Source organism: Burkholderia arboris, from assembly GCF_038723655.1.
In the GTDB taxonomy this organism is placed as follows: domain Bacteria; phylum Pseudomonadota; class Gammaproteobacteria; order Burkholderiales; family Burkholderiaceae; genus Burkholderia; species Burkholderia arboris.
Window position 1 is genome coordinate 3,005,525 of record NZ_CP109821.1, and the last position, 20,261, is coordinate 3,025,785.

Genomic DNA, 20,261 nt, shown 5'->3' on the forward strand with positions numbered 1-20,261 from the left:
AACGCCGTACGCGTTATCTGCGTCCCTTCCCGCTCACCGGGCCAGCACCCGCGCGTGATGCGCGAGGTGATCGGCGATGAACGTCGAGATGAAGTAGTAACCGTGGTCGTAGCCCGGATGACGGCGCAGCGTCAGCGGCTGGCCGGCCTTCGCGCACGCGGCCTCGAACACGTCGGGATTCAGCTGGTTCGCGAGGAATTGATCGGCCAGCCCCTGGTCGACGAGGATGCCGTCCGCGAACTTCGGCGCATCGGCGCGCGCGACGAGTTCGCTCGCGTCGTGCGCCTTCCATGCGTCGCGATCGTCGCCGAGGTAACCCGAGAACGCCTTCTCGCCCCACGGGCAGCGCGTCGGCGCGGCGATCGGCGCGAACGCCGACACCGACCGGTACAGGACCGGATGACGCAGCGCGAGGGTCAGCGCGCCATGCCCGCCCATCGAGTGACCGAAGATGCCGAGCCGCGCACCGTCGATCGGCAACTCGGCCGCAACAAGCTCGCGCAGTTCGCCCGTCACGTACGATTCCATCCGGTAATGCGTGGACCACGGTGCCTCGGTCGCATCGACGTAGAAGCCCGCGCCGACGCCGAAATCCCATGCCTCGGTCTCGCCCGGCACGCCCGCACCGCGCGGGCTCGTGTCGGGCATCACGAGTGCGATGCCGTGCTGCGCCGCGTATTGCTGCGCGCCGCCCTTGATCGCGAACGTCTCGTCGGTGCACGTGAGCCCCGCGAGATAGAACAGCGCCGGCACGCGGCCGTGCGCCGCCTGCGGCGGCAGGTACACCGAGAACTTCATCGGCAGGCCGATGGCCGCCGAATCGTGACGGTAGAAGCGCTGCTCGCCGCCGTGGCACGCATGCGAGGAAACGAGTTCGAGCATGGCGATGCGCTCCCGGTCAGTACAGCACGACCGAACGGATCGACTCGCCGGCCTTCATCAGGTCGAAGCCTTCGTTGATTCGCTCGAGCGGCAGCGTATGCGTGATCAGGTCGTCGATGTTGATCTTGCCTTCCATGTACCAGTCGACGATCTTCGGCACGTCGGTACGGCCGCGCGCGCCGCCGAACGCCGAGCCCTTCCACTCGCGGCCCGTCACCAGCTGGAACGGACGCGTGCTGATTTCCTCGCCCGCTGCCGCCACGCCGATGATGAACGACTGGCCCCAGCCCTTGTGCGTGCACTCGAGCGCCTGGCGCATCAGCTTCACGTTGCCGACGCACTCGAACGAGTAGTCGGCGCCGCCGTCGGTCAGTTGCACGATGTGGTCGACGACGTTCTCGACTTCGTTCGGGTTGATGAAGTGCGTCATCCCGAACTTCTTCGCGAGCTCGACGCGCTTCGGATTGATGTCGACGCCGATGATCTTGTCCGCACCGACCATCTTCGCGCCCTGGATCACGTTCAGGCCGATCCCGCCGAGGCCGAACACGACGACGTTCGCGCCCGCCTCGACCTTCGCCGAATACACGACCGCGCCGACGCCCGTCGTCACGCCGCAGCCGATGTAGCAGATCTTGTCGAACGGCGCGTCCTCGCGCACCTTCGCGACCGCGATTTCCGGCACCACGATGTAGTTCGAGAACGTCGACGTGCCCATGTAGTGGAACAGCGGCTTGCCGTCGAGCGAGAAGCGCGACGTCGCGTCGGGCATCAGGCCCTTGCCCTGCGTCGCGCGGATCTTCTGGCACAGGTTGGTCTTGCGCGACAGGCAGAACTTGCACTCGCGGCATTCGGGCGTGTAGAGCGGAATCACGTGATCGCCCTTGCGCAAGGTGCCGACGCCGGGGCCGACGTCGACCACCACGCCCGCGCCTTCATGGCCGAGGATCGCCGGGAAGATCCCTTCCGGATCGGCGCCCGACAGCGTGTAGTAGTCGGTGTGGCAGATGCCCGTCGCCTTCACTTCGATCAGCACTTCGCCTGCGCGCGGCCCTTCGAGATCGACTTCCTCGATCGTCAGCGGCGCACCCGCCTTCCATGCAATCGCGGCTTTCGTTTTCATCGTGTCACTCCTGTGTGTCTGTGAGGTCGGCCCGCACGCGCGTTTCGGCGCCCGCCGGGTTCCATGCAAAGCTGTCGAAGCCGTGCCGCGCGGCATCGCGCGCGACACGAAGAAAGCATCCCGTGCTCGCCATGATGGCCGGTCCCGCCACGCACCGCGTGCGGGAAACGGCCGCCGGCTTGCCACGATGCGTCATCGCTGACGCAAAAGAACAAGTGTTCGAGTTTAAACGCCCGCCGTGAACCATGCATCCGTGCGCGCGTACAGATCGATGAAGCGCGCGTGGCGCGCGGCCAGCAGGCGGTCGTCGCGCGGCGCGGCGACCGGCGACGCGGCCGGCGCCAGCGCGCGCAACGCGTCTTCGCGCCAGTGCCCGATCGCGACGCCCGCGAGCAACGCTGCGCCGCGCGTCGCGGCATTCGGGCAATCGATCGCGTACAGCGACGCGCCGAGCGCGTCGGCGAGCAACTGGCGCCAGCGCGGATCGACCGAGCCGCCGCCCGCGAGACGCAGCGTCGCCACCGGGTCGCCGCGCTCGGCATCGCGGATCGCATCGAGCCCCGCGCGCAACGCGAACGCGACGCCTTCGAACGCGGCGCGCATCATCGCGCCGCGCGTATCGCCGAGCCCGAGGCCGAGCCAGCCGCCGCGCGCATCGGGGTTCATCCACGGCGAACGCTCGCCCGTCAGGTACGGCAGGAAGCACAGCCGTTCCGACGCCGGCTGCGCAAATGCATCGTCATACGCGTCGGCCCATCCCGCATAGCCGAGCCAGCCGCGCACGGCTTCGAGCGCAAGCCCGACGTTCTGCATCGCGGCCATCGTGTAATAGCCGCCGCCGGCCGCGGTGCGATAGCGATGCAGTCCGCGCCGCGCGGGCGGCAGCGCATCCGCGAGCACGACGATCTGGCCGCCGCTGCCGGTCGTCAGCAGTGCGTCGCCTGCGGCGAGCAGCCCGCTGCCGAGTGCCGCGCAGGCGGTGTCGGCCGCGCCCGTCGCAAGCGGCACGCCGGCAGGCAGCCCGAGCGCGGCGGCAGCCTGCGCGCCGAGCGTGCCGCAGCGCGCAGTCGACGCCATCACCGGCGCGAAGCGGTCGGCCGGCAGGCCGAGCGCGTCGATCAACGCGAAATCCCACGCGCCATCGGGTGTCGCAAGCGCGGTCGCGCACGCGTCGCTCGGATCGGCCGCGACGTCGCCGCCGAGCGCGATGCGCAGCCAGTCCTTCGGCTGCACGGCCCAGCGCGCGGTGCGCAGCGCATCGGGTTCGTGCGCGGCCAGCCAGCGCAACAGCGGGCCAGCCATGCCGGGCGCGACGGGATTCGGTGCGACGGGCCAGGCGGCCGTGTCCGCTTCGCGCACCGCGCGCGTGTCGGGCCACAGCAGCGCGGGCCGCACCGGCTGCCCGGCCGCGTCGATCAGCACGGCGCCGTGCATCTGGCCCGAGAAACCGATCGCCGCGACCTGCGCGCGCTCGCCGGCCGGCAGCCGCGCGGCTGCGCGCACGAGCGCCTGCCACCACGCGTCGGGCGCGATCTCGGCCCAGCCGGGCTGCGGTGCCGACAGCGCATAAGGTTCGCTCGCGACTGCCCGCTCGACACCATCGGCATCGAGCGTGACGAGTTTGACGGAGCCGGTGCCGAGGTCGATTCCGAGCAGGCGCATGACGGATAGGCAAATTCGTATGAACGGATCTCGATGATAACGGGATCGCGATGTGCGCCCCGGTTTTTGCCACCACGCGGACGCGTCGAAAGTACGGCCGGCCGCCGGGTTTCACCGGGCTGCACCTTGCGAGCAAAAGCGGCCGTTCGCGGGTTAACCCGGCGCGATTTTTCGACACCCCTTTTTGCCACTATGCGCATCGCCCGATACACACCATAAAGCGGCCTATATTTGACATGGGGGCCGGCGCTATTTTGAAGGGCTATAAAACCGGGGAACCTCACTCCTGCGGCTGTTTCCCGATGATCGACACCCTGTTCCATGCCGAATTGGCATATCGAACCAGCAAAGAACGGAATAGTACCCAGCGCTCTTGTTGCGTGGATTCATTCCGCATAACTTCGTATCACCCCGAAAACAAGATCATGGAGTGAGACAGATGCAATCGAACACGGTCCATCCGTGCGATGAAGTGCTGCCGACCGGCAAGCTGGTTACGCTTGGCCTGCAACACGTCCTCGTCATGTACGCCGGCGCTGTCGCCGTGCCGCTTATCGTTGGCGCGGCGCTCAAGCTGCCGAAAGACCAGATCGCGTTCCTGATCAGCGCCGATCTGTTTTCGTGCGGCATCGCCACGCTGATCCAGACGCTGGGCCTGTGGATCTTCGGGATCCGCCTGCCCGTCATCATGGGCTGCACGTTCGCGGCAGTCGGCCCGATGATCGCGATCGGCACGAACCCCGGCCTCGGGATTCTCGACATCTTCGGTTCAACGATCGCGGCCGGCATCATCGGCATCGTGCTCGCGCCGATGATCGGCAAGCTGTTGCGGTTCTTCCCGCCAGTGGTCGTCGGCACCGTGATCGCGGTGATCGGGTTGTCGCTGATGGAAGTCGGCATCAACTGGGCGGCCGGCGGCGTCGGCAACCCCGAGTACGGTAGCCCCGTCTATCTCGGCCTGTCGCTGCTCGTGCTGACGCTGATCCTGATGATCAACAAGTTCGGCCGCGGCTTCATCGCGAACATCTCGGTGCTGCTCGGCATCGTCGCCGGCTTCGCGATCGCGTTCGCGATCGGCCGCGTCAATACCGACGGCGTCGCGCACGCACCGTGGGTCGGCATCGTGATGCCGTTCCACTTCGGCATGCCGCACTTCGACCCGCTGTCGATCGTGACGATGGTCACGGTGATGTTCGTCACGTTCATCGAATCGACCGGCATGTTCCTCGCGGTCGGCGACATGGTCGATCGCCCGGTCAACCAGGAACGCCTGGTGCGCGGCCTGCGCGTCGACGGCCTCGGCACGCTGATCGGCGGCATCTTCAACTCGTTCCCGCATACGTCGTTCTCGCAGAACGTCGGCCTGATCGGCGTGACGGGCGTGAAGAGCCGGTTCGTGTGTGCAACGGGCGGGGTGATCCTCGTGCTGCTCGGGCTGTTCCCGAAGATGGCGCAGGTCGTCGCATCGGTGCCGCCGTTCGTGCTCGGCGGCGCAGGCATCGTGATGTTCGGGATGGTGGCCGCGAACGGCATCAAGGTGCTGTCGAAGGTCGACTTCGTGAACAACTCGCACAACCTGTTCATCGTCGCCGTGAGCGTCGGCATGGGCCTCGTGCCGGTCGTGTCGCCGCACTTCTTCTCGAAGCTGCCGCCCGCGCTCGCCCCGATCCTGCACAGCGGCATCCTGCTGGCATCGGCCACGGCGGTGATCCTGAACATCGTGTTCAACGGCGTGAAAGGAGAAAAGGATGCGCGCTGCGACATCCGCCGCGCCGGACACGACTTCGACGGGCGTCCCGCCGACGTGCACCACTGATCGCCCCGCGCCGGACGACGGCGCGAAGCGGTAACGCAAAACGCCACGGCATGCCGTGGCGTTTTTGCTTGGTGGGTGCCGGACAGGACCGGCGCACGGGCGATCGCGCCTTGCCCGTGAATACTGGTCGCAGCACGCTGCGCTGGATACCGATGGTCGCGCGGACTGGCGTGACTGGCGTGATTGGCATGTACGGCCCGAACGGCATGTACGGCGCAAGCAGGACGCGACGCACCCATCGTCACGACAACGATCCTCTCCCGCACGATTCGACAGTACAAAAGAAAACGCCACGGATTTGCATCCGTGGCGTTTCGCTTACGCGTACAGCCGGTTCGAAGAACAAGCGCGGTTTCCCGCGCCTGCCCTTCCTTGCGCTTACCCGTTCGTCGCTGCCGCCGACGCCGCCGCCGGAGCGGCCGCCTTGTCGTAGTCGACCGGTGCATCCGGCGCGCGCGGCGTCTCGCCGGCGCGCTGGACCCACCCGCCGCCCAGGGCGCGGTACAGGTCGACCAGGTTCGTCCAGCGCGCCAGACGCGCGCTGATCAGCGTCTGCTGCGCCGAGTACAGGTCCGTCTGCGCGGTCAGCACCGACAGGTAGCTGTCGACGCCGTTCTTGTAACGCAGGTCCGACAGATCGAAACGGCGCTGCTGCGCGTGCTCGTTGCGCTCCAGCGCCGCGATCTGCTGGTCGTACGTGCCGCGTGCGGCCAGGCCATCCGACACTTCGCGGAACGCCGACTGGATCGCCTTCTCGTAGTTCGCGATCTCGATGCGCTTCTGCACGTGCGCAAGATCGAGGTTCGCGATGTTCGCGCCGCCCTCGAAGATCGGCAGTGCGATGTTCGGCGCAAACGACCACGCCGCCGTGCCGGCCTTGAACAGGCCGCCCAGCGTCGGGCTCGCGGTGCCGAACGCCGCCGTCAGCGAGATCTTCGGGAAGAACGCCGCACGCGCCGCGCCGATGTTCGCGTTCGCGGCCAGCAGCGTCTGCTCGGCCTGCATCACGTCCGGACGGCGCGTGAGCAGATCCGACGGCAACCCGGACGGCACGTCCGTCAGCAGGTTCTGCGCGTCGAGCGGCATGCCCGCCGGCAGGTCGTCCGGCAGCGGCTCGCCGATCAGCAGCACCAGCGCGTTCAGCGCCTGTGCGCGGGCACGCGCCTGCGCCTGCTGGTTTGCAAGCGCCGTCTCGACCACCGTCTGCGCCTGACGCAGCTCGAGCTCGGAGCCCGTGCCGTTGTCGAACTGCAGCTTGGTCAGGTCGTACTGCGCCTGAGCGGACTTCAGCGTGTTCTCCGTGACCTGCAGCAGGTCGTCGGTCGACAGCAGCGTCAGGTATTGATCCGCCACCTGCGACACCAGCGAGATCTCCGACGCCTGCCGCGCATACGCGGTCGACAGGTACTGCGCGAGCGCCTGGTCCTTCAGGCTCTGCACGCGGCCGAACAGGTCGAGTTCCCACGATGCGGACAGCCCGACGTTGTAGCTGCGCGTGATCAGCGGCTGCTGCGTCGTCGACACACCGGCCGGCAGGCGCTGGATGTTGCCCGTGCCCGTACCGTTGAGCGTCGGGAACAGGCCCGCGCGCGTGATCTGGTACTGCGCGCGCGCCGCCTCGATGTTCAGCACCGACACGCGCAGGTCGCGGTTGTTCTTCAGCGCGATCTCGATCAGCCGCTGCAGGCGCGGATCGACGAAGAATTCGCGCCAGCCGATGGCGGTCGCCGCCTGGCCGTTCGCGCTGCGCGCGCCGGCCGCACCCGGCTGCGTCGCGTAGACGCCGCCGGCCGGGTACGCCTGCGCGACGGGTGCGTCGGGCCGCTTGTAATGCGGCGCCATCGTGCAGCCCGTGGCAAAAAGCGCGGCGGCCAGTGCGACCGCGGTTGCAGTCAAAGCGTGTTTTTGCATCATCACTGTCCCTTGTTGCCTTCGTCGCCGTTGCCCGGCGTCTCTTCGTGCTTCGCATGCTCCTGAGCCAGACGCAATGCCTCGTCGGCATCTTCCCGCTCGCCGCTGAAAATCGCACGGATCTTCACGAAGAACATCGGGATCAGGAAGATTGCGAGGAACGTTGCCGTGAGCATCCCGCCGATCACGCCCGTGCCGATCGCATGCTGGCTCGCCGAGCCCGCACCGTTGCTGATCGCGAGCGGCATCACGCCGAGAATGAACGCGAGCGACGTCATCAGGATTGGACGCAGCCGCTGGCGCGCCGCTTCCAGCGCGGCTTCGACCGGCCCCATCTTCTCGGTCACCTGCAACTCGCGTGCGAATTCCACGATCAGGATCGCGTTCTTCGCTGACAAGCCCACCGTGGTCAACAGGCCGACCTGGAAGTACACGTCGTTTTCGAGGCCGCGCATCGTCGCCGCGAGCAGTGCGCCGATCACGCCGAGCGGCACCACCATGATCACCGAGAACGGAATCGACCAGCTTTCATACAGTGCCGCGAGACACAGGAACACGACGAGGATCGAGATCGCGTACAGGATCGGCGCCTGCGAACCGGACTGGATTTCCTGGAACGACAGGCCCGTCCACGAATAGCCGATACCGACCGGCAGCTTCTTCGCGAGCCCTTCCATCGCGGTCATCGCCTGACCGGTCGACTTGCCCGGTGCGGCCTGACCCTGGATTTCCATCGCCGACACGCCGTTGTAACGCTCGAGCTTCGGCGAACCGTACGTCCAGTGACCGGTTGAGAACGCGCTGAACGGCACCATCCCGCCCGACCCGTTGCGCACGTACCAGATGTTCATGTCTTCCGGCGTCATCCGGAACGGCGCGTCTGCCTGCACGTAGACCTTCTTGATCCGGCCGTCGGTGTCGAGGAAGTTGTTCACGTACTTCGACGCCCACGCGATCGAGAACGTCTGGTCGATCGCATCCGCCGTCACGCCCAGCGCATTCGCCTTCTCGCGGTCGATGTCGACCTTGTACTGCGGCGTATCGTTCAGGCCGTTCGGACGGACACCCTGCAGCGTCGGATCCTTCGAGGCCATCCCGAGCAGCTGGTTACGCGCGGCCATCAGTGCATCGTGGCCGAGACCGGCATTGTCCGTCAGCTCGAAGTCGAAGCCCGCAGCCGTGCCGAGTTCAGGAATCGACGGCGGGTTGAACGGGATCACGATCGCGTCCTTGTAGCCCGCGTAACGCCCGAACATCCGGCCGATCAGCGCCTGCACCTTCTGGTTCGCATGCTGACGCTGCGAGTAGTCCTTCAGGCGCACGAACACGAGACCGGAGTTCTGGCCGCGGCCCGCGAAGCTGAAGCCGTTGACCGTGAACGCCGACTCGACGATTTCCTTCTCGTCCTTCAGCAGGTAGTCGGAAATGTTCGCGAGCGTCTTCGCGGTCGTTTCCTGCGTCGAACCCGACGGCGTCTGCACGATCACGAACATCAGGCCCTGGTCTTCATCAGGCAGGAACGACTTCGGCAGGCGCACGAACAGCAGCCCGACCGCGACGATCACGACCAGATAGATGATGAGCCAGCGGCCCGAGCGCTTGATCACGTGGTGCACGCCGACGTGGTACTTGTCGCGGCTGTTGTTGAACGTGCGGTTGAACCAGCCGAAGAAACCCTTCTTCTCTTCGTGATGGCCCTGCGGGATCGGCTTGAGGATCGTCGCGCACAAGGCCGGCGTCAGGATCAACGCAACCAGCACCGACAAGATCATCGCCGTCACGATCGTCAGCGAGAACTGCCGATAGATCGCACCGACCGAGCCGCCGGAGAACGCGACCGGCACGAACACGGCCGACAGCACGAGCGCGATACCGACCAGCGCGCCGGTGATCTGGCCCATCGCCTTGCGGGTCGCCTCCTTCGGTGACAAGCCCTCTTCCGCCATCACCCGCTCGACGTTCTCCACCACCACGATCGCATCGTCCACCAGCAGGCCGATCGCGAGCACGAGGCCGAACATCGACAGCGTGTTGATCGAGAAGCCCACCATCGACATGACCGCGAACGTACCGAGCAGCACGACCGGCACCGCGATCGTCGGGATGATCGTCGCCCGCAGGTTCTGCAGGAACAGATACATCACGAGGAACACGAGCACGATACCTTCGAGCAGCGTCTTGACCACTTCCTCGATCGACAGCTTCACGAACGGCGTCGTGTCGTACGGGTACTTCACGACGAGACCGTGCGGGAAGAACGGCGCCAGTTCGTCGATCTTCGCGCGCACGGCCTTCGCAGTGGCGAGGGCGTTCGCGTTGGTCGCGAGCTGGATACCGAGTGCCGCGGTCGGCTGACCGTTGTACTTCGTGTCGAAGTTGTAGTTTTCGCCGCCGAGCTCGATCTTCGCGACGTCCTTCAGGCGAACCTGCGAGCCGTCCTGGTTGACCTTCAGCAGGATGTTGCCGAACTGCGCAGGGGTCTGCAGCAGCGTCGATTCGGTGATCGTCGCCTGCAGCATCGTGCCCGGCGTGGACGGCGTGCCGCCGATCTGGCCGCCCGCGATCTGCACGTTCTGCGCGGCAATCGCGGTCGACACGTCGACCGGCGTGAGGCCGTAGTTGGTCAGGCGGTTCGGGTCGAGCCAGATCCGCATCGCGTACTGCGAGCCGAACAGCGTGACGGTACCGACGCCGTTCAACCGGCTGATCGGATCCTTCACGTGCGACGCCACGAAGTTCGCGAGGTCGTACTTGTTCATGCTGCCGTCTTCGGAGTTGAAGGCGAGCACCAGCAGGAAGCTGCTGCTCGACTTCGTCACCGACAGGCCGAGCTGCTGCACGACCTGCGGCAGAACCGGCGTCGCGAGCGACAGCTTGTTCTGCACCTGGACCTGTGCGATGTCGGCGTTGGTGCCCGGCGCGAAGGTCAGCGTGATCGTCGCGTTGCCCGAGTCGTCACTCGTCGACGACATGTACAGGAAGTTGTCGAGACCGCTCATCTGCTGCTCGATCACCTGCGTCACCGTGTCTTCCACCGTCTTCGCGGAAGCGCCCGGGTAGTTCGCGGTGATCTGGATCGATGGCGGCGCGATCGTCGGATACTGCGAGATCGGCAGCGTGAAGATCGACGCGACCCCGGCCAGCATCAGGATGATGGCGATCACCCACGCGAAGATCGGGCGATCGATAAAAAACTTTGCCATGAAACAGGCTCCCTGTTATTGCGCGCTCGAAGCAGCGGCAGCACTCGCCGGCGCGGCGCCCGATGCAGCGGCACCGGAAGCAGCAGCGGCGCCGGAACCGGCGGCAGCCGGTGCGGCGGAGGCGGCAGCAGCGCCCGGTGCGGCATCGGCCGCCGGCGCGAGCTGGGCGGCAACCGTCTTCACGGTCGCACCCGGGCGCACCTTGTCGACGCCCTGAACGATCACGTGATCGCCCGCTTGCAGACCGCCTTCGACGACCCAGTTCGGGCCCTGCATGCCGGTCGTCTTCAGCGGACGCGGCTCGACCTTGTTGCTGGCGTTCACCACCATCGCGACCGCCTGGCCCTTCTGGTCATGCGTGACGCCGATTTGCGGCACCAGGAACGCGTTCTCGTTCACGCCTTCCTCGATCCGTGCGCGCACGAACATCCCCGGCAGCAGCACGCGGCCCGGGTTCGGGAAGACCGCGCGGATCGTCACCGAGCCGGTGGTCTGGTCGACCGTCACGTCCGAGAACTGCAGCTTGCCCGCTTCCGAGTAGGTCTTGCCGTCTTCCAGGATCAGCGACACCTTCGCCGCGCCCGGGCCGCTCGTCTTCAGGCGGCCGCTCTGCACGTCCTGGCGCAGCTTCAGGCCGTCGAGGCTCGACTGCGTGAGGTCGACGTACACCGGATCGAGCTGCTGCACGGTCGACATCAGCGTGGCCTGGCTCGCCTGCACGTACGCGCCCGGCGTCACTTGCGAAATGCCGACGCGGCCGGTGATCGGCGACACGACATCCGTATAGCCGAGGTTGATCTGCGCGGTGTCGACCGCCGCCTTGCCGGCTGCGACGTCGGCAGCGGCCTGCCCTTGCGTGGCCACCGCGTTGTCGTAGTCCTGCTTGCTGACCGCGTTCGCGGCGACCAGCACCTTGTAGCGCGCGACCAGCGCGTTCTGCGTGACGAGGTTCGCCTGCGCCTTCGCGAGCGTCGCCTTCGCGCTGTTCAGCGCGGCGACGTACGGCGCCGGGTCGATCTTGTAGAGGCGCTGGCCGGCCTTGACGTCGGTGCCTTCGGTGAATTCACGGCGCAGCACGATGCCGTCGACCCGTGCGCGGACCTGCGCGACGAGGAATGCACTGGTGCGGCCCGGCAGGTCGGTGAAGACCGGAACGGCTTGCGGCTGGACGGTGACGACGCCGACTTCCGGCGTTTGCGGCGGCGGTGCCGATTCTTTTTTTCCGCATGCAGCCAGGAAAACCGCGGCTGCCGCGACAGTGATCAAGCGGTATGGAACCCGTTCGACGCGCATGGAGCGACCTCTGTGTATAGCCAATGGAATAAGTGCAGCACCCGGCGGGAGCGCAACACGGATGCGCCTCGCGGCGCAGATCGAACACCTGAATTACTGGACTACTAGATACAGCACGTCGGCACGAGACCTCCGTGCCGACGGGGATGCCGCGAACTGCGGACAGGTACTTTGGCGGGAATCAGCAGAGTGGGATATTAACTGATTGCCACTTGGGTCATTCGATCGTAGGGTGGTATTGTATATACATTCACGAATGTATGTAAAAAGCCCGTTTGTGCCCTGCCGACGGTCCAGTCTTACGGATTGTTACCAGTGGCAAGCATAGCCCGTCTCCATGACGGCTGCGAGGGTTGCAGACCCTATATTCACCTACGACCGATCCATTCAGGCCTGCACATGGTCAGACGTACCAAGGAGGAGGCGCTCGAGACGCGCAACCGCATTCTCGACGCCGCCGAGCACGTGTTCTTCGAGAAGGGTGTGTCGCACACATCGCTCGCGGATATCGCGCAGCACGCCGGCGTGACGCGCGGCGCGATCTACTGGCACTTCGCGAACAAGAGCGAACTGTTCGACGCGATGTTCGACCGCGTATTTCTGCCGATCGACGAACTGAAGCGGATGCCGCTCGACGCGCCGGGCGGCAATCCGCTCGAGAAGGTCCGGCAGATCCTGATCTGGTGCCTGCTCGGCGTGCAGCGCGACTCGCAGCTGCGGCGCGTGTTCAGCATCCTGTTCATGAAGTGCGAGTACGTCGCGGACATGGAGCCGCTGCTGCAGCGCAACCGCGCGGGGATGAGCGAGGCGCTGCACACGATCGACGCCGATCTCGCAGTGGCCGTGCGGCTCAAGCTGCTGCCCGAGCGGCTCGATACGTGGCGGGCGACCCTGATGCTGCACACGCTCGTCAGCGGCTTCGTGCGGGACATGCTGATGCTGCCCGACGAGATCGACGCCGAGCAGCATGCGGAAAAGCTCGTCGACGGCTGTTTCGACATGCTGCGCTACAGCCCGGCGATGCTGAAGGACGGCGACTGACGGCGCGGCCGCCCCCGCCCCTCCGGCCGGGTCAGGCCGCCTTCGCGCGATGCGCGCGGGCCCGCCGGTTCGACGCGGCCACCGAATCGCGCGCCGGCACCGGTGCGCCGGCCAGTCCCGCGATCCACGCGTCGGTCGACATCACCGCCGCGAAATTCGACTGGAACACCACCGTGTACGCGCGGTGAATCTCTTCGGCACTCGCCGCCCCCGCTTCGTTCTCGTAAGGCAGCGCACCCGTCGCGTCGTCCAGGTATTCGACCTTCAGCCCCGCATGCGCCGCGTGATAGACCGTTGCGGCATTGCAGTTGTGCGTCATGTAGCCGGCCACCACGAGCGTGTCGATCCCGTGCGCGTCGAGCCACGCAGCGAGACCGGTGCCGGCGAACGAACTCGCCTGCGCTTTCTCGATCAGGTGCGCGTACGGCCGGCTGGCGACCACCGCGTGCAGCGCGACGCCGTCGCTGCCGGGCGCGAAGATCGGCGCGCCGGCCGGTGCAACGTGCTGGACCGCGATCACCGGCACGCCGGCCGCATGCGCGGCGTCGATCGCGCGGCCGATGTTCGCGAGCGACACATCGAGCGGCGGATACTCGATCGGCAAACTGCCCGTCACGTATTCGTTCTGGACGTCGATCACGATCAGCGCACGGCGGGCAGCAGGCTGGGAAACGGAAGACGGGACGGCGTTCGACATGGCGGGCTCCTGGTCCGGGGGCGCTGCCCCGCCCCGGAACGGGACAGCCAGCAGCGCGATGCGATGCATTGTCGAGCCGCGTCGCCGGTGCGGACAGTGGCCCGATAGCCATTCTTCGATAGAATCGGGCCATCGCCCATCCGGAGCCCGCCATGACCGCCGCTGCATCACCCGCGTCGCCCGCTTCGCCGTTCGCCCCGCCCGTTCCGACCGCACCGACCGTCGTCGCCGTAATCGCATACGACGGCATCAGCCCGTTCCACCTGTCGGTGCCGTCCGTCGTGTTCGGCAAGGAACGCGACGCAGCCGCGTCGCCCGTGTTCGAGTTCCGCGTCTGCTCGGCCGAGCGCGGCCCGCTGTCCACGACGGGCGGCTTCACGATCACCGCGCCGTACGGGCTCGACGCACTCGACGATGCGGACATCGTCATCGTGCCGGCATGGCGCGACCCGGACGAAGCGCCGCCCGACGCGATGCTCGATGCCGTCCGCGCGGTCGCCGCCCGTGGCGCGCAACTCGTCGGGCTGTGCCTCGGCGCGTACGTGCTCGCCGCGGCAGGCCTCCTCGACGGCCGCCCGGCCACCACGCACTGGGCGTGGGCCGACGATTTCGCGCAACGCTTTCCGCGCGTGAAACTCGATCCCGACGTGCTGTACGTGGACGACGGCAACCTGATGACGTCGGCCGGCACGGCCGCGGGGCTCGACTGCTGCCTGCACGTCGTGCGGCGCCGCTTCGGCTCGGACGCCGCGAACCAGATCGCGCGCCGCCTCGTGATCCCGCCGCACCGCCAGGGCGGGCAGGCCCAGTACGTGCCGCAGCCGGTCGCCGCCCACCCGCGCGATGCGCGGCTCGCGGGCCTGCTCGACTGGGTGCGGGCGCATCTCGACGCCGCGCACAGCGTCGATTCGCTCGCCGAACGCGTGCTGATGAGCCGCCGTACGCTCACGCGCCACTTCCGCCAGGCGACGGGCACGACCGTCACCGCGTGGCTGCAGGCCGAGCGGCTCGCGCGTGCGCAGCACCTGCTCGAAACCACCGGGCAATCGATCGACGCGATCGCGCAGGCGGCCGGCTACGGCTCTAGCGTGTCGCTGCGCCAGCATTTCGCGGGCGCGCTCGGCACGTCGCCATCTGCCTATCGAAGGGAATTTCGCGGCGCCGCGGCCTATGCCGATGCGGGACGGTAACGCCCGCCTCGCGGTCGGCGCGCAGGCCGTGAAGTGGAACCGGGGGAACCGGCCGGCCGCTCAGGCGCCGTTGATCCAGCGCGCCGCATAAAGCAGCAGCGCGACGAACACGATCATCGCCGCCCATGCCCAGACGGGCACCGTGCCGGAACCGCGATGCGGGAGCGCACTGGCGGCACGACCGGTCAGCGCGCCGCCGAGATGCGGCGGCAGCGAACGCTTCGTCGCGGCCACCAGCGATGCCGGCCGCAGGAACACGTGCTGGCGCCGCTGCGCGTGCGAGCGCGCGCGATTCGGCGCGAGGCCGTGCTTCGCCTGCACGACTGCGCAAAACTCGCGGAAGAAGGTGTCGGTCCACTCGCGCAGCGCATTGTCGATCTGCCGCCCCGGCAGCTCGGCCAGCGGCCCGCTCGCCGTCGCCCAGACGACATACTCGATGCGCGTGGCGCTCGCGTCGTCGTCCGGCATCAGCACGAGTTCGACCTGGCCGCGCAGCGCGCCGAGGCCGTCGGCCCGCGCCTTGAAGTTGAGCACGCGGCGCGGCTGCCCCTCCGCATCGCCGTGCTCGGCGGCCGCGTGCGCGCGCACGTCGTAGCGGGCGCGCAGCGGCCCGAGCGGCACCGTGATCGTCAACGCGAACTCGCCGTGTGCGAGTTTCACGAACGATTCGCAATGGTCGAAGCTCGCCCGCAGCAATGCGAGATCTTCAAGCGCATCCCGCACGACAGGCGGCGCGAGCGGTACGCGTAACGTGTCGTTCAGTTCCATGACGCCTCCCCGATGAACGCGCGCCGCATCAGGACGTCTCGACGAGACTGTCGATCCGTGCGGCATCGAAGGCGACGTAGTGCGCAAGCACGGACGCCGCCTCCTTCGGTTCTTCGTAACTCCATGCGGCGTTCTCGATCACGCCGTCTTCGGTCTGCAAATCGAAGTGCACGGCTTGCCCCCTGTACGGGCAGGCCGTCGTGGTGCCGGATTTCACGAGCCGGCGCATGTTGACGTCGCTGCGCGGCAGGTAATGGATGTCCGGGAGCCCCGTTTCGCGCACGGTCAGCGCGCCATGCGAATCGGCATACGTGATGCCGCGATGAATCACGCGCACGCGATGACGGTTCGGCACGATTTCGAGTCGAGGGTCGGCTGCATCGGACATCGTTTCTCCTTCGGGCGGCCGGCGGGCCGGGGGCAGGAAACGAAAAAAGCCACGGCACGGGTGCCGTGGCTTTCATTATGGGCGAAACTTCGTCCGATTGCGCGACCCGCGCCCGGGCCGCGCGCGGCGTGCTACTGCGCGCTCCACTGGAACGCGGTTTTCGCGCCGCCCTTCGCGCCGACTGTGACGGCGCGCGACTCGTCGTTGCCCTGGTACGACGCATGCACCGTATAGCGCCCGGGCGGCACCTGCACGAGCATGTACGGCCCGCGCGCGTCGGTCTTCAGCACCTCGGCACCCTTGCCGTCGACGATCCGCACATGGACGTCGGCCAGGAACTCGCCGCCCTTGCCGGTGAAGCGCAGCGCCAGCGGCCACTTCGCTTCGTTGCGCTGGAACGCCGTCGATTCGTCCTGCCCGACGCCGCCGGACACGAAGGTGACGTCGCCCTGCTGGCGCGCGGCGGGCAAGCCGTCCGACTGCGCGTACGCGCCGGTCGCACCGGCTGCGAGGCCGGCGGCCAGCGCCGCCGCGACGGCAAATCGGGACACGTTGCGTAGATATTGCATGGCTCTCTCCTTGGGGTCGGAACACATACGGGGCGCTGCGTCACGCGACCGAGCGGCGGCGGCGCCCGCCGCGGCCGGCCTGGCCGGCCGTCGGCCATACCGGTCAGCTCAGGTCGACCGGCACGAAGATCTGTGCATTATCGCGCTGGATCAGCAGAGCAAGACTGTTGCCCGCTCCCTTGACCGCGTCGCGCAACTGCTCGGGGCTCGTGACCGGGCGGCCGTTGACCGCGAGGATCACGTCGCCGGGCTGGATGCCCGCGTTGGCGGCCGGCCCGCCGGCCTGCTGCACGATCAGCCCGTGCGACAGGTTGTCGGCACTGCGCTCCTGCGGCGACAGCGGCCGCACCGCGACGCCCAGGCGGCCCTGCTCGACCGGCCCGCCGTCGTTCGACGCGAGCTTCGCATCGGCCATCGCGCCGAGCGTCACGCTGAGCGACTTCTTCGACTTGTCGCGCCAGATCTGCAGGTCGGCCTTCGAACCGGGCTTCAGGTTCGCGATCTGCGCGGGCAGCGACGTCGAATCGGCGACCGGCGAACCGTTGACCGACAGGATCACGTCGCCCGGCTGCAGGCCGGCCTTCGCGGCCGGACCGTTCGGGTCGACCGAGCTGACGAGCGCGCCGTCCGGCTTCGGCAGCCCGAACGAACTCGCGAGCGTCTGGTTCAGCCCCTGCACGGCGACGCCGAGGCGGCCGCGGCTCACGTGGCCCGTCTTCACGAGCTCGTCCTTCACCTTGATCGCCTCGTTGATCGGGATCGCGAACGACAGGCCCTGGAAGCCGCCCGTCTGCGAGTAGATCATCGAGTTGATGCCGATCACCTCGCCCTGCAGGTTGAACAGCGGGCCGCCCGAGTTGCCGGGATTCACCGGCACGTCGGTCTGGATGAACGGCGTGTAGTTCTCGTCCGGCAGCGCGCGCGACTTCGCGCTGATGATGCCCGACGTGACCGTGTTGTCGAAGCCGTACGGCGAGCCGATCGCGACGACCCACTGGCCGACCTTGCTCTGCGCCGGATCGCCGATCTTCACGGTCGGCAGGCCGCTCGCGTCGATCTTCAGCACCGCGACGTCGGACTGCTTGTCGGCGCCGACGACCTTCGCCTTGTATTCGCGCTTGTCGGTCAGCTTGACCGTGACGACGTTCGCGCCGTCGATCACGTGCGCATTGGTGAGGATGTACCCGTCGGAACTGATGACGAACCCGGAGCCGAGGCTCGCGCTCGGCTGGTCGTCCGGCTGCGCGTCGCCGCCCATGCCCGGCACCTGGCCGTAGAAGTGCTTGAAGAACTGGTAGAACGGGTCGCTCGGGTCGATCGGCAGCTGCGGCTGCTGCACGCGCCGCGACACCTGCTTCACGACGTGCTTCGCGCTGATGTTCACGACCGCCGGGCCGTAGGTCTCGACGAGCCCGGAGAAATCGGGGATGCCGGTCTTGGCGGCCGCTTCGGCCGGCATCAGTGCGGCAGCCTGCGCGGGCGTGATGATCTGCGGATCGGCGCGACGGGTGCCGGCGAAATAGCCGGCCGACAGGGCGGCCGCCACGGCGACCGCGACGGCGCCGCGCGCAAGGAATCGGGTGTTCATCGTAGGACCTCCTCTTTGTTAGGACGCAGCGTAACGACCCTGACTTAAAGGAGGCTTAATCAGCCTTAAGCGGGGCTTAAGCGGCCGCCGGCGCCCGCCCCGGCGGCACGCTTCACACGGATTCGGACGGTTGCGGCGCCTGGGCCGGCATCTCGGCATCGCGGAACACGACGCTGACGAGCAGGCCGCCCGCGGCCGCATCGCCGAGCGACACCGTCGCGCCCTGCTGCGCCGCCACGCGCTTGACGATCGCAAGCCCGAGGCCGCTGCCCGACACGTCGGTGCGTGCACGTGCCGTGCTGTCGCGATAGAAGCGGTCGAACACGCGCTCGCGCTCGTCCGCCGGAATGCCGGGCCCGCTGTCGCCGATCTGCACGCACGCGCGGCCGGCCGCGTCGCTCGTCAACGACACGTCGATGCGGCCGCCGTCCGGCGTGTACTTCACCGCGTTGTCGAGCAGGTTGCCGAACATCACGCGCAGCGCGCCGACGTCCGCAACGACGCTCGCCGCACGCGTTTCCTCGAAGCCGAGATCGATGTTGTGCCGCTGTGCGAGCGGCGCATGCGCGGCCACGCATTCGGCGAGCAGCGCCTGCAGGTCGACCGGTTCGCGCATCGTCGCGCCGTCCGGCTCGGCGCGTGCGAGCGCGAGCAACTGCTCGGTGAGGCGCGTCGCGCGCGACACGCCGTCCTGGAGATCCGCGACCGCCTCGCGGCGCGATGCATCGTCCTTCGCGCGGGCGACCAGCTGCGCCTGGATCTGCACGGCCGCGAGCGGCGTGCGCAGCTCGTGCGCGGCGTCGGCGACGAACGCCTTCTGCGTATCGAGCGCGGCCGACAGCCGCGCAAGCAGCCCGTTCAGCGCGCGGACGAGCGGCTGCACCTCGAGCGGCAAGCGCGCGTCGGGCAACGGATCGAGCGCTTCCGGCCGGCGCGCCTCGACCGCGCGCGTCACGCGACCGAGCGGCGCGAGCCCGCGACCGACGATCACCCACACGGCAGCACCGAGGAACGGCAGCAGCACGATCAGCGGCCACAGCGTGCGCAGCGCGACGTTCGCCGCCAGCCGGTTGCGCACCGACAGCGGCTGCGCGAGCTGCACGACGTTGTCGCCGACGATCGCACCGTACACGCGCCACTCGCCGCGATCGGTGCGCTCGGTCGAGAAGCCGAGTTCCGCCCGCGGCGCGATCGGCGCACGCGGATGCGAGAAGTACATCAGCACGCCGTTGCGGTTCCAGATCTGGATCACGATGCCTTCGTCGCCGTTGGTGCGCGAGCCGAACACCTGCGAGAACGGCTCCGACGGCAGCGCCGCGGCGATTTCCTGCAGCTGGTAGTCGAACAGTTCGTTCGCTTCCGCGAGCGCCTGCCGGTAGATGAGCCAGCCCGCGATGCCCACGCCCGCGACGACGATCGCGAGCAGCCAGATCAGCAATTGATGACGAATCGACCTCACGCGTCAGCTTTCCTTGACGACCATGTAGCCGAGCCCGCGTACGTTGCGGATCAAGTCCGAACCGAGCTTCTTGCGCAGCGCGTGGATGTAGACCTCGACCGTGTTGCTGCCGATCTCCTCGCCCCAGCCGTACATCTTTTCCTCGAGCTGGCTCTTCGACAGCACCGCGCCCGGCCGCGCGAGCAGCGCCTCGAGCAGCGCGAACTCGCGCGCGGACAGCGCGACGGGCACGCCGTCGAGCGTCACCTGGTGCGAAGCGGGATCGAGCGTCAGCGCGCCGTGGCGGATCAGCGACTCGCTGCGCCCGGCCTGGCGGCGGATCAGCGCGCGCATCCGCGCGCCCAGTTCGTCGAGGTCGAACGGCTTGACGAGGTAGTCGTCGGCGCCCGCGTCGAGCCCCTTCACGCGGTCGGCGACGGCATCGCGCGCGGTGACGATCAGCACCGGCAGCGACAGCCCGCGTGCGCGCAGCGTGCGCAGCACGTCGATGCCGTCGCGCTTCGGCAGGCCGAGATCGAGCAGCAGCAGATCGTACGTCTCGCCGCCGAGCGCCGTGAGCGCCGCGTCGCCGTCCTGCACCCAGTCGACCGCAAAGCCGTCCGAGCGCAGCGCCTTGCGCACGCCCTCGGCAATCATTCGATCATCTTCGACAAGCAGTATCCGCATCGGGA

General features: G+C 67.8%; 16 protein-coding genes. 3 read left to right on the top strand and 13 right to left on the bottom strand.

What is annotated here, in order from left to right:
* Positions 1–33: 33 nt before the first annotated feature.
* The 3 genes from fghA to OHZ10_RS14140 all read right to left on the bottom strand — a co-directional run bounded on the left by fghA (position 34) and on the right by OHZ10_RS14140 (position 3,667).
* The gene (gene fghA, locus OHZ10_RS14130) at positions 34–882 is read right to left on the bottom strand and encodes an S-formylglutathione hydrolase (protein WP_342702807.1); all 849 of its coding nucleotides are present in this window, start codon (positions 880–882) and stop codon (positions 34–36) included.
* A 16-nt stretch (positions 883–898) separates the two neighbouring features.
* On the bottom strand, positions 899–2,005 hold the full coding sequence (locus tag OHZ10_RS14135; protein WP_011353045.1) for an S-(hydroxymethyl)glutathione dehydrogenase/class III alcohol dehydrogenase: 1,107 nt from the start codon (positions 2,003–2,005) through the stop codon (positions 899–901).
* Positions 2,006–2,230: 225 nt separating this feature from the next.
* The gene (locus OHZ10_RS14140; protein WP_342702808.1) at positions 2,231–3,667 is read right to left on the bottom strand and encodes a xylulokinase; all 1,437 of its coding nucleotides are present in this window, start codon (positions 3,665–3,667) and stop codon (positions 2,231–2,233) included.
* A 439-nt stretch (positions 3,668–4,106) separates the two neighbouring features.
* On the opposite strand from OHZ10_RS14140, the gene OHZ10_RS14145 reads away from it, so the two are divergent.
* Positions 4,107–5,483, top strand: a complete 1,377-nt coding sequence (locus OHZ10_RS14145) for a nucleobase:cation symporter-2 family protein (protein ID WP_044844484.1) — start codon at positions 4,107–4,109, stop codon at positions 5,481–5,483.
* A gap of 378 nt (positions 5,484–5,861) precedes the next feature.
* On the opposite strand, the gene OHZ10_RS14150 is transcribed toward OHZ10_RS14145, so the two are convergent.
* The 3 genes from OHZ10_RS14150 to OHZ10_RS14160 are packed head-to-tail and all read right to left on the bottom strand — an operon-like array spanning position 5,862 to position 11,890.
* The gene (locus OHZ10_RS14150) at positions 5,862–7,397 is read right to left on the bottom strand and encodes an efflux transporter outer membrane subunit (protein ID WP_342702811.1); all 1,536 of its coding nucleotides are present in this window, start codon (positions 7,395–7,397) and stop codon (positions 5,862–5,864) included.
* Positions 7,397–10,597 (bottom strand): efflux RND transporter permease subunit, encoded by a 3,201-nt coding sequence (locus tag OHZ10_RS14155; protein ID WP_059233323.1) that lies wholly within the window; start codon positions 10,595–10,597, stop codon positions 7,397–7,399. The genes OHZ10_RS14150 and OHZ10_RS14155 overlap by 1 nt, the downstream gene beginning before the upstream one ends.
* A gap of 15 nt (positions 10,598–10,612) precedes the next feature.
* Positions 10,613–11,890 (bottom strand): efflux RND transporter periplasmic adaptor subunit, encoded by a 1,278-nt coding sequence (locus OHZ10_RS14160; protein WP_059233322.1) that lies wholly within the window; start codon positions 11,888–11,890, stop codon positions 10,613–10,615.
* 399 nt (positions 11,891–12,289) lie between these two features.
* Between OHZ10_RS14160 and OHZ10_RS14165 the strand changes: the two genes are divergently transcribed.
* On the top strand, positions 12,290–12,931 hold the full coding sequence (locus OHZ10_RS14165; RefSeq protein WP_059233321.1) for a TetR family transcriptional regulator: 642 nt from the start codon (positions 12,290–12,292) through the stop codon (positions 12,929–12,931).
* A gap of 31 nt (positions 12,932–12,962) precedes the next feature.
* Here OHZ10_RS14165 and OHZ10_RS14170 read toward each other — a convergent pair whose 3' ends face one another.
* Positions 12,963–13,628: a cysteine hydrolase family protein gene (locus OHZ10_RS14170; protein WP_174993142.1), complete on the bottom strand. Its 666-nt coding sequence runs from the start codon at positions 13,626–13,628 to the stop codon at positions 12,963–12,965.
* A gap of 152 nt (positions 13,629–13,780) precedes the next feature.
* On the opposite strand from OHZ10_RS14170, the gene OHZ10_RS14175 reads away from it, so the two are divergent.
* Positions 13,781–14,818 carry a helix-turn-helix domain-containing protein gene (locus OHZ10_RS14175; RefSeq protein WP_342702813.1) on the top strand — a complete coding sequence of 346 codons (1,038 nt, stop codon included), beginning with the start codon at positions 13,781–13,783 and terminating at the stop codon, positions 14,816–14,818.
* Between the two features lie 60 nt (positions 14,819–14,878).
* Here OHZ10_RS14175 and OHZ10_RS14180 read toward each other — a convergent pair whose 3' ends face one another.
* The 6 genes from OHZ10_RS14180 to OHZ10_RS14205 all read right to left on the bottom strand — a co-directional run bounded on the left by OHZ10_RS14180 (position 14,879) and on the right by OHZ10_RS14205 (position 20,256).
* On the bottom strand, positions 14,879–15,586 hold the full coding sequence (locus OHZ10_RS14180) for a CoxG family protein (RefSeq protein WP_059233319.1): 708 nt from the start codon (positions 15,584–15,586) through the stop codon (positions 14,879–14,881).
* A gap of 28 nt (positions 15,587–15,614) precedes the next feature.
* Positions 15,615–15,974 carry a DUF427 domain-containing protein gene (locus OHZ10_RS14185; RefSeq protein ID WP_174993144.1) on the bottom strand — a complete coding sequence of 120 codons (360 nt, stop codon included), beginning with the start codon at positions 15,972–15,974 and terminating at the stop codon, positions 15,615–15,617.
* A 131-nt stretch (positions 15,975–16,105) separates the two neighbouring features.
* On the bottom strand, positions 16,106–16,543 hold the full coding sequence (locus OHZ10_RS14190) for a carboxypeptidase-like regulatory domain-containing protein (protein ID WP_059233317.1): 438 nt from the start codon (positions 16,541–16,543) through the stop codon (positions 16,106–16,108).
* A 103-nt stretch (positions 16,544–16,646) separates the two neighbouring features.
* Positions 16,647–18,131, bottom strand: a complete 1,485-nt coding sequence (locus tag OHZ10_RS14195; protein WP_059233316.1) for a DegQ family serine endoprotease — start codon at positions 18,129–18,131, stop codon at positions 16,647–16,649.
* A gap of 112 nt (positions 18,132–18,243) precedes the next feature.
* Positions 18,244–19,590 carry an ATP-binding protein gene (locus OHZ10_RS14200; protein WP_059233315.1) on the bottom strand — a complete coding sequence of 449 codons (1,347 nt, stop codon included), beginning with the start codon at positions 19,588–19,590 and terminating at the stop codon, positions 18,244–18,246.
* Between the two features lie 3 nt (positions 19,591–19,593).
* A complete protein-coding gene (locus OHZ10_RS14205) occupies positions 19,594–20,256 on the bottom strand; it encodes a response regulator (protein ID WP_059233314.1) in 663 nt (220 codons plus the stop codon).
* Between the last annotated feature and the right edge of the window lie 5 nt (positions 20,257–20,261).

Coding starts and splice junctions, on each gene's coding strand:
- fghA (WP_342702807.1), bottom strand. CDS start 882: ATGCTCGAACTCGTTTCCTCGCATGCGTGCCACGGCGGCGAGCAGCGC.
- OHZ10_RS14135 (WP_011353045.1), bottom strand. CDS start 2,005: ATGAAAACGAAAGCCGCGATTGCATGGAAGGCGGGTGCGCCGCTGACG.
- OHZ10_RS14140 (WP_342702808.1), bottom strand. CDS start 3,667: ATGCGCCTGCTCGGAATCGACCTCGGCACCGGCTCCGTCAAACTCGTC.
- OHZ10_RS14145 (WP_044844484.1), top strand. CDS start 4,107: ATGCAATCGAACACGGTCCATCCGTGCGATGAAGTGCTGCCGACCGGC.
- OHZ10_RS14150 (WP_342702811.1), bottom strand. CDS start 7,397: ATGATGCAAAAACACGCTTTGACTGCAACCGCGGTCGCACTGGCCGCC.
- OHZ10_RS14155 (WP_059233323.1), bottom strand. CDS start 10,597: ATGGCAAAGTTTTTTATCGATCGCCCGATCTTCGCGTGGGTGATCGCC.
- OHZ10_RS14160 (WP_059233322.1), bottom strand. CDS start 11,890: ATGCGCGTCGAACGGGTTCCATACCGCTTGATCACTGTCGCGGCAGCC.
- OHZ10_RS14165 (WP_059233321.1), top strand. CDS start 12,290: ATGGTCAGACGTACCAAGGAGGAGGCGCTCGAGACGCGCAACCGCATT.
- OHZ10_RS14170 (WP_174993142.1), bottom strand. CDS start 13,628: ATGTCGAACGCCGTCCCGTCTTCCGTTTCCCAGCCTGCTGCCCGCCGT.
- OHZ10_RS14175 (WP_342702813.1), top strand. CDS start 13,781: ATGACCGCCGCTGCATCACCCGCGTCGCCCGCTTCGCCGTTCGCCCCG.
- OHZ10_RS14180 (WP_059233319.1), bottom strand. CDS start 15,586: ATGGAACTGAACGACACGTTACGCGTACCGCTCGCGCCGCCTGTCGTG.
- OHZ10_RS14185 (WP_174993144.1), bottom strand. CDS start 15,974: ATGTCCGATGCAGCCGACCCTCGACTCGAAATCGTGCCGAACCGTCAT.
- OHZ10_RS14190 (WP_059233317.1), bottom strand. CDS start 16,543: ATGCAATATCTACGCAACGTGTCCCGATTTGCCGTCGCGGCGGCGCTG.
- OHZ10_RS14195 (WP_059233316.1), bottom strand. CDS start 18,131: ATGAACACCCGATTCCTTGCGCGCGGCGCCGTCGCGGTCGCCGTGGCG.
- OHZ10_RS14205 (WP_059233314.1), bottom strand. CDS start 20,256: ATGCGGATACTGCTTGTCGAAGATGATCGAATGATTGCCGAGGGCGTG.